Consider the following 4,720-nt stretch of genomic DNA (forward strand, 5'->3'; position numbering starts at 1 on the left):
GGTGGGACGCCGCGACAGCACGTTGACGATGTGACCGAAGCGGCGCTCGCGCCAATGCGGTCGACAGATGATGTACGTGCCGCCGCGAGCGCGCGCCGCGGCCGCCAGCGCCTCGGCTTCCGCGGCCTCAGCCTCGGCTTCCTCGAGCAAAGCCTTGGCGTCGGCTTTCGAGGTGGCCGAATCTTGTGGCGGCTTCTTCGCCTCAGGCATCGTGCTGACTCCCCATCGCCCTCATCTGCGCCTTCGTCGTGGCCAGCGGATACATGGTATGGCAACGCCATGAAACCGACGAGCGCAAGCAGCGCGCCGCGAACTTCATCGCGGGAGCCAGACAAGGGGTCGTCAACCTGACTTCCATGGACTTCAATAAGGCCAAGGAGGACGTCCAGCGGGTGATCGACAGCTCGACCGGCCAGTTCCACGACGACTTCCAAGCGCGTGCAAAAGATTTCACGACCGTCGTCGAGCAGTCCAAAGTGGTCACCCAGGGAACCGTGAAAGCGGCGGCCGTGCAATCCATCAACGGGGATTTTGCGTTGGTTCTCGTCGCGGCGACATCGCACATCACCAACGCCGCTGGCGCCAAAGACGAACCACGCAATTGGCGGCTCAAGGTGACCGTCAAAGACGACGGCGGGCAATACAAGATGTCCAACGTGGAGTTCATTCCATGAGCGATGACACGCCCAGCATCGAGACCGCCGAAGGCTCTACCGAACAAACCGACCGCGGACCTAGTGCACCGCGCAAGCGTCGCAAGGTGAAAGTCGTTCCCGTGATTCTTCTTGTGCTGCTGCTGCTTTCCGGTGGCGCGGCGACGTGGCTGTACTTCAAGCAATACCGGCCCGATAAACAGACCGACGCCGGCGTCGCGAGCGCGGTCGCCAACGCGGCGTCCGACGGAACGGTCGCGTTGCTGTCCTACTCGCCCGAATCTCTCGACAAAGACTTCGCCGCCGCGAAGTCTCACCTGTCCGGGGACTTCTTGTCGTACTACAACCAGTTCACCGAGCAGATCGTGGCTCCGGCAGCCAAACAGAAGTCACTGAAAACCAACGCTCGGGTGTTGGGGTCCGCGGTTCAGGAATTGCATCCGAATTCGGCCGTCGTGCTGGTGCTGGTCGACCAGAGCACCACGAGCAAGGACAACCCCGACCCTGCGATGGCCTCCAGCAGCGTGCTGGTGAGCTTGACCCGCGTCAACGGCGCCTGGCTGATCACCAAATTCGACCCGGTCTAGGCTCAGTGAGCGTCTAGAGCGACGCCAACTCCCGCGGTGCCCCGCCGACCGTGAAATTACTCGCACGTTCGAAGCCGAGTGTGAAGCTGGCTTGACACTCGACGTCGGAACACTCCCTTAGCGCCGAGGCCGTCCCAAGAATCCACCAAGGATTCGCCGAGGCCGCCATTCGATCCTCTCCTCGTACAGCTGAGAGGAGGATCGCATGTCGCTACTGGGCATATCTCTGGTCCACGGTTGGGCGCCCATCACGGCTCAGATCGTCACGTCGATCACGCTGGGGCTCGCCGCCGGGTGGCGCTCGCGTCGTTGGCGTTTGCTGTGGCTGCCCGCCGCCGCCGTCATCGGTGTCATGACGGCCCTCGGGGCGCATTCCTTCATCGCCGACGGTGCCAGCAAGTCGGCACCGGATGCGCTGTACGTGTGGATCGGGCTGGTCGGAATGGCGATGGCGGTGCTGATCCTGGGCTGGCGTGGTGGGCGGTGGTGGCGGCGTGGACTATCGATCCTGGCGGTGCCGCTGTGCCTGCTCTGCTCGCTGCTCGCGCTCAACCAATGGGTCGGCTACTTCCAAACCATGCAGAGCGCGTGGGATCAGTTCACCTCGGTTCCGCTGCCCAACCAGGCTGACAAGGCTACCGTCACCACGCTGGCGGCGAAGGGCTCGAAGCCGCCGCACGGCAGCCTGGTGCCCGTTGTGATCCCCGACGACGCATCGCATTTCAAGCACCGCGAGGAACTGGTCTACCTGCCGCCGGCATGGTTTGCCAGCTACCCGCCCCCGCAGCTGCCGACGGTGATGATGATCGGCGGCATGGTCAACACGCCCGCCGACTGGGTGCGCGCCGGCAATGCGGTGGACACAGCCGATGCCTTCGCGGCCACCCATGGCGGCAACGCACCGGTGCTGGTGTTCGTGGACCCGAGCGGCGCGTTCGACAACGACACCGAAGGTGTCAACGGTGTCCGCGGCAACGCCGCCGACCACTTGACCAAAGACGTTGTCCCTTACATGGTTTCGGCCTTCGGGGTAAGCCCCGACCCGTCCCACTGGGGCGTCGTCGGCTGGTCGATGGGCGGGACTACCGCGGTGGATCTGAGCGTCATGCACCCCGACATGTTCAGCTCGTTCGTCGACATCGAGGGCGACTTGAGCCCCAACACCGGGAACAAGGCGCAAACCGTCGCCACTTTGTTCAACGGCGATGCCGACGCGTGGGCGGCATTCGATCCGACCACAGTTATCAAGCGGCATGGCCGCTACACCGGCGTGTCCGGTTGGTTCGCCATCTCGTCGGGTGGCTCACCGCGTCGCGACATCACGACCGTCGATGCCGCCGCGATGGCCATCGCCGGCCGCGCCGCCGACGCCGACCCGGGTAACCAGCCTGCCGCTGCCGCTTCCTTGTGCCAGCTCGGCAGGGCGAACGGCATCGATTGCGCGGTGATCGCCCAGCCCGGAAAGCACGATTGGCCGACCGCCGGCACGGTGTTTGCCACCGCGTTGCCGTGGTTGGCCGGCCAGCTGCACACCCCGGGCGTGGACCGGATCGCATTGCCCGGCAATGCCTCTCAGCAAGCGCTTTGACTGTGCTAGCCGCGCGGCAAGCCGAGCACCCGCTGGGCGATGATGTTGCGCTGGATTTCGGAGGTGCCGCCGGCGATGGTCCCGGAGAAGCTCCGGGCGTAGCGCTCGAACCAGCTTGCGAAGTAGTGGTCGAGGTTCATGTGCGCGTACGGCCCCGTCAGTCCGGGATGCACAAGGCCATCGGATCCCGCGGACGTCAACGCCAGTTCCATCCCACGCAACTCCGCTTCGGAACCGAGCAGCTTGAGCACCGAGATCGCGGCCACGTCATCTTCGCCGCGCGCGGCGCGGGCCAGGGCCGCGGAGCCCAACAAGCGAAGCGCCTGCCTGTCCATGATCGTGGTCGCGTACTGGTCGCGCTCAACCTCGGTGCTGGGGTTGAAGTCGTCGATCATGTTCTCGAGGCGATCGGCGAAACCCAGCCACATCATGGTGCGTTCGTGCCCCAGCGATCCGTTGGCCACCCGCCAACCCTGGTCGAGCTCGCCGACCAGGTTTTCGGCCGGCACCCGCACGTCGGTGAAGAACACCTCGTTGAAATCCAGATCCTCGGCACCGCAGATCGACGGGAACGGACGGCGCACCAGGCCGGGCGTGTCGGTGCGGATGATGAGTGCGCTGATTCCCTTGTGCTTCGGCACATCTGGGTTGGTACGGACGAACGTCAATAAGACGTCGGCATCGTGGGCGCCCGAGGTCCACACCTTCTGGCCATTGACCAGGAAGCACTCGCCTTCTGAATCAGATGTGCGTACCGCGCGAGTGCGTAACGAGGCCAAGTCGGAGCCGGCACTGGGTTCGCTCATACCGAGCGACGCGGTGATCTCGGCCCGCAGGATCGGTACCGCCCAGCGCCGCTTCTGCTCGTCGCTGCCGAACGACAACAGCGACGCCCCAACGATGTTCACGCCCTGCGGGTTGAAGCTGTGGTAGATCCGGCGGCGGCTGAGCTCCTCCAGGTAGACGAACTGCTGGATGACCGACGCGTTACGACCACCGAATTCCGGCGGCTGGCTGGGCAGCAACCAGCCGTTGTCGAACAACAGGCGCTGCCAGTCGCGCGCCCACTGCGGCATGTGTGAGACCGACCGGGGACGCTCGAGCGTTTCGCTTGCGGGAGGCAGATTTTCGTCGAGGAACGCCGAGAACTCCGCGCGGAACTCCTCGACGTCGGTATCAAAAGTCAGCTGCACGGTATTCCTCCGCGATCCGCGCCCGGTGCTCCGCCGCGCCGCCGAGCATCAGCTCACCCGCTTTGGCCCGCTTCAGCGCGAACTGCAGGTCGTTCTCCCACGTGAATCCCATTGCGCCATGCAGTTGTAGGCCGTGCCGGAACACCAGCGACTGGCACTCCCCCGCCGATGCCTTGGCCATCGCGGCCGCCAGCCGGCGGCGGGGATCGTCGGCCGCGATCGTCAACGCGGCGAAGTACGCAAGCGCCCGCGCCCGTTGGATGGCGACGTGCATGTCGGCGGCCTTGTGCTGGACGGCCTGGAAGGAGCCGATCGCCACGCCGAACTGCTGTCGGCTGCTGACGTGCTCGAGCACCAGATCGAGAATGCGTTGGCAGGCACCGACCATGGTGATCGCCATGCCGGTCAGCGCGAGATGGCGGGCACGCTCGGCGTCGACCGTCAGCCGATCGCTTTCGGGCACACGAACCTCCGCGAACGACAGGTCGGCGACGTGCAGGACCGGGTCGAACACGGCCGAACGCCGAGCCGCCACCTGACTGGACTCGACAAGGAACACCCCCGCATCGGTCACCACCGCCAGGCGATCCGCGCGATCACCGTCGAGCACATGACGCGCCGTGCCGTCCAGCACCCAGCCCTCGGCGTCGCGGTGCGCTGCGACGCCGCCGTAGACCGCGGTGCCCGACAGGTGTGGGT

At 65.5% G+C, this 4,720-nt stretch carries 4 protein-coding genes and 2 pseudogenes; 3 read left to right on the top strand and 3 right to left on the bottom strand.

Going from position 1 to position 4,720, the window contains the following annotated elements; genetic code table 11:
• Positions 1-210 (bottom strand): annotated as a pseudogene (locus A5652_RS20080) (hypothetical protein); the annotation flags it as partial.
• 14 nt (positions 211-224) lie between these two features.
• Between A5652_RS20080 and A5652_RS20085 the strand changes: the two are divergent.
• The 3 genes and pseudogenes from A5652_RS20085 to A5652_RS20095 form a co-directional block, all read left to right on the top strand.
• Positions 225-674: pseudogene (locus tag A5652_RS20085) on the top strand (hypothetical protein); the annotation flags it as partial.
• The gene (locus A5652_RS20090; protein ID WP_067355557.1) at positions 671-1,240 is read left to right on the top strand and encodes a hypothetical protein; all 570 of its coding nucleotides are present in this window, start codon (positions 671-673) and stop codon (positions 1,238-1,240) included. The pseudogene A5652_RS20085 and the gene A5652_RS20090, both read left to right, overlap by 4 nt.
• Positions 1,241-1,445: 205 nt before the next feature.
• Positions 1,446-2,828: an alpha/beta hydrolase family protein gene (locus tag A5652_RS20095; protein WP_067355562.1), complete on the top strand. Its 1,383-nt coding sequence runs from the start codon at positions 1,446-1,448 to the stop codon at positions 2,826-2,828.
• Positions 2,829-2,833: 5 nt separating this feature from the next.
• Here A5652_RS20095 and A5652_RS20100 read toward each other — a convergent pair whose 3' ends face one another.
• Both A5652_RS20100 and A5652_RS20105 read right to left on the bottom strand, forming a co-directional pair.
• Positions 2,834-4,021: an acyl-CoA dehydrogenase family protein gene (locus tag A5652_RS20100; RefSeq protein WP_067355566.1), complete on the bottom strand. Its 1,188-nt coding sequence runs from the start codon at positions 4,019-4,021 to the stop codon at positions 2,834-2,836.
• Positions 4,005-4,720: acyl-CoA dehydrogenase family protein (locus tag A5652_RS20105; protein ID WP_067355569.1), on the bottom strand; the 716-nt coding region annotated here is incomplete at its 5' end. The genes A5652_RS20105 and A5652_RS20100, both read right to left, overlap by 17 nt.

This window comes from Mycobacterium sp. 1165178.9 (assembly GCF_001673555.1).
Taxonomy (GTDB): domain Bacteria; phylum Actinomycetota; class Actinomycetes; order Mycobacteriales; family Mycobacteriaceae; genus Mycobacterium.